Annotated in this window: 5 protein-coding genes; all 5 read left to right on the top strand. The window is 41.9% G+C overall.

The features are described 5' to 3' along the window. Positions 1-206 precede the first annotated feature (206 nt). Complete coding sequence (locus tag QZ334_RS07470) at positions 207-452, top strand: ribosomal L7Ae/L30e/S12e/Gadd45 family protein (protein ID WP_005385487.1); 246 nt, start codon at positions 207-209, stop codon at positions 450-452. A gap of 76 nt (positions 453-528) precedes the next feature. Beyond that, on the top strand, positions 529-903 hold the full coding sequence (gene rpsL / locus QZ334_RS07465) for a 30S ribosomal protein S12 (RefSeq protein WP_004693554.1): 375 nt from the start codon (positions 529-531) through the stop codon (positions 901-903). Between the two features lie 52 nt (positions 904-955). Beyond that, the gene (gene rpsG / locus QZ334_RS07460; protein ID WP_004693556.1) at positions 956-1,426 is read left to right on the top strand and encodes a 30S ribosomal protein S7; all 471 of its coding nucleotides are present in this window, start codon (positions 956-958) and stop codon (positions 1,424-1,426) included. A gap of 15 nt (positions 1,427-1,441) precedes the next feature. Then, positions 1,442-3,517, top strand: coding sequence for an elongation factor G (fusA, locus tag QZ334_RS07455; RefSeq protein ID WP_005385490.1), 2,076 nt, complete (start codon positions 1,442-1,444; stop codon positions 3,515-3,517). A 50-nt stretch (positions 3,518-3,567) separates the two neighbouring features. Further along, a partial coding sequence (locus QZ334_RS07450) for a GTP-binding protein (RefSeq protein ID WP_295233281.1) occupies positions 3,568-3,769 on the top strand: 202 nt, incomplete at its 3' end.

The raw sequence follows: 3,769 nt of genomic DNA, 5'->3' as shown, positions 1-3,769 counted from the left end.
ACACATAAAATTGTATAAAAATAACAAATGAGTTTATATAGTTCGACATAATGAAACGCACGGAAACGTGTACACATAAAATGCAGTTGTATAGCGGTGTAGAGCATCGAAAAACGTTTGACATGTGATTGTGTAATTGGTATACTTACATAGTGCTCAGGGGCAAGTATGCCTAAGTAGCATAATTTCGTAAGGAGAATTTTACTATGGACATTGCCCATCTGAAGTCGATGAACAAAACAATCGGTGCCAAGCAAACGTTGAAAAACATTGCACGAGGGACTGTGAAGTATGTGTTCGTAGGACATGATAGTGATGAAAGTGTAGTTGGACCTATACGAAATGCTTGTGCTGAACAGGGAATACCTGTGAATGACAAGCACACTATGGATGACCTTGGTCGTGCGTGTCGCATTAAGGTGCGGGCCACAGCGGTAGGTATCCTACGTTAATCTTGGTAATATCCGATGTAACACTTTGTTATGACGGATCAATTATAAATCTCAAATTTGGAAAGGAGGTGCCCAAATGCCAACAATTAATCAGCTAGTACGCAAAGGTCGCATGAGCTTGACTAAAAAATCTACAGCTCCAGCACTTCAAGAATCTCCACAAAAACGTGGTGTATGTACTCGTGTGTACACAGCTACTCCAAAGAAACCAAACTCCGCGCTTCGTAAAGTTGCCCGTGTACGTTTGACAAACGCTATTGAAGTAACTGCTTACATCCCAGGCATTGGTCACAATTTACAAGAACACAGTGTTGTACTTATCAGAGGCGGTCGTGTAAAAGACCTTCCAGGTGTGCGTTATCACATCGTTCGTGGTGCATTGGATACAGCTGGCGTACAAAACCGTATGCAAAGTCGTTCCAAATACGGCGCGAAAAAAGCTAAAAAATAATTTTAGCCATTAAACGAAACTAACACACATCATTATAAAGGAGGAATTGAACATGCCAAGAAAAGGCCCTGTTCCGAAACGTGATGTACTTCCAGATCCGGTGTACAACAGCAAATTAGTAACACGTTTCATTAACAAAGTTATGTACGATGGCAAAAAAGGCATTGCTGAAACTATCGTATATGATGCATTCGAAATTATTCGTTCCAAAATGGGTCAAGACCCAATGGAAGTTTTTGATCAAGCATTGAAAAATGTTATGCCTGTACTTGAAGTGCGTGCTCGCCGTATCGGTGGTGCGAACTACCAAGTGCCAGTTGAAGTTCGTGCTGATCGCCGTCAAACACTCGGTATTCGCTGGGTTGTAAACTATGCTCGTCTTCGTGGTGAACGCACTATGAAAGAACGCTTAGCAGGCGAATTGATGGACGCTTTCAACAATGCAGGCGCTGCAATCAAGAAAAAAGAAGATACTCATAAAATGGCAGAAGCTAATAAAGCATTTGCTCATTATCGTTGGTAATAAGAGGTGACAACTGTGGCAAGAGAGTTTTCCCTAGCAAAAACTCGTAATATCGGTATCATGGCTCACATCGATGCTGGTAAAACAACAACTACAGAACGTATCCTCTACTATACAGGTATTGTTCACAAAATCGGCGAAGTACATGAAGGTGCTGCTACGATGGACTGGATGGCGCAAGAACAAGAACGTGGTATCACAATCACTTCTGCTGCGACAACATGTCACTGGAAAGATCATCGTATCAACATCATCGATACTCCTGGTCACGTTGACTTTACTGTAGAAGTAGAACGTTCTCTACGTGTACTTGACGGTTCTGTTGCGGTATTCAGTGCTAAAGGCGGCGTTGAACCACAATCCGAAACAGTATGGCGTCAAGCTTCTAACTACGGCGTACCTCGTATCGCTTATGTAAATAAGATGGATACTGTAGGTGCTGACTTCTTCAACGTAGTTGATATGATGAAATCCCGTTTGGGTGCAAATTCCGTAGCTATTCAAGTGCCAATCGGCGCTGAAGATACTTTCGAAGGCATCATCGATTTGATGACTATGAAAGCGGAAATTTATAAATCCGATGACGGTAAAGAATATGAAATCACTGATATCCCAGCAGAATATCAAGAAGTAGCTGAAGCTCGTCGCGAAATGATGATCGATGCTATCGCTGAAACTGATGACGATATTATGATGAAATATTTGGAAGGTGAAGAAATCTCCATTGAAGAATTGAAAACAGCATTGCGTAAAGCAGTTATTGCTAACCAATTGTTCCCAGTTCTTTGTGGTTCTTCCTACAAAAACAAAGGTGTACAAATGTTATTGGACGCTGTTGTAGATTACATGCCAGCTCCTATCGACATTCCAGCTATTAAAGGTGTCGTTCCTGGTACTGAAGAAGAAACTACTCGTCCTTCTTCCGATGATGAACCATTCTCCGCATTGGCATTCAAAATCATGGCTGACCCTTATGTTGGTAAATTAGCGTTCTTCCGTGTGTACTCCGGTACATTGGAATCCGGTTCCTACGTTTTCAACTCCACAAAAGGTAAGAAAGAACGTATCGGCCGTATTCTTCAAATGCACGCTAACACTCGTAAAGAAATCGACATGGTGTACGCTGGCGACATCGCTGCAGCTGTAGGCTTGAAAGATACTACTACTGGTGATACTCTTTGTGATGAAAAGAATCCTGTAATTCTTGAATCCATGGAATTCCCTGAACCAGTTATCTCCGTTGCTGTTGAACCTAAAACAAAAGCTGACCAAGAAAAAATGGGTACAGCTCTTGCTCGTTTGGCAGAAGAAGATCCTACTTTCAAAGTTCGTACTGATGAAGAAACAGGTCAAACTATTATCTCCGGTATGGGCGAACTTCACTTGGATATCATCGTTGACCGTATGAACCGTGAATTCAAAGTAGAATGTAACGTAGGTAAACCTCAAGTAGCTTATCGCGAAACTATCCGTAAAGCTGTTAAATCTGAAGGTAAATTCGTTCGTCAATCTGGTGGTCGTGGTCAATATGGTCACTGCTGGTTGGAATTGATTCCTCAAGAACCAGGTGCTGGCTTCGAATTTGAAAATAAGGTCGTAGGTGGTGCAATTCCTCGTGAATACATCGGACCTGTTGAAAATGGTGTTAAAGAAGCTATGGAATCCGGTGTTATCGCTGGTTATCCAATGGTTGACATCAAAGTTATCGTATTTGACGGCTCCTACCATGACGTTGACTCCAACGAAATGGCCTTCAAAATCGCTGGTTCCATGGGCTTTAAAGAAGGTGCTCGCAAAGCAGACCCTGCATTGCTTGAACCATACATGTCCGTAGAAGTAGACGTTCCTGAAGAATACATGGGCGACGTTATCGGTGACTTGAACTCCCGTCGTGGTCGCATGGACGGCATGGAAGCTCGTAATGGTAACCAACATATCAAAGCATATGTTCCATTGAGCGAAATGTTCGGTTACGCAACTGACCTTCGTTCCAAAACTCAAGGTCGCGGTAACTACTCCATGACATTCGATCATTACGAAGAAGTTCCTAAGAAAATTGCTGAAGAAATTCAAGCAAAGAAAAACGGTTAATCTTACATTAGATTAATAGAATTACTATTTTCCTCGGAGGATAATTTAAAATGGCTAAAGAAAAATTTGAACGTACGAAACCGCATGTTAACATCGGTACAATCGGTCACGTTGACCATGGTAAAACTACTTTGACTGCTGCAATCACTAAAGTATTGGCTGAAAAAGGCCAAGCTGATTTCCAAGATTACAGCATGATCGATAAAGCTCCAGAAGAACGTGAACGTGGTATCACAATCAACACTGCACACG

The organism is Veillonella sp., from assembly GCF_019414865.1.
In the GTDB taxonomy this organism is placed as follows: Bacteria; Bacillota; Negativicutes; order Veillonellales; family Veillonellaceae; genus Veillonella.
Note: the sequence above shows the minus strand (reverse complement) of the source record. Positions and strands in the feature narration are given on the sequence as shown.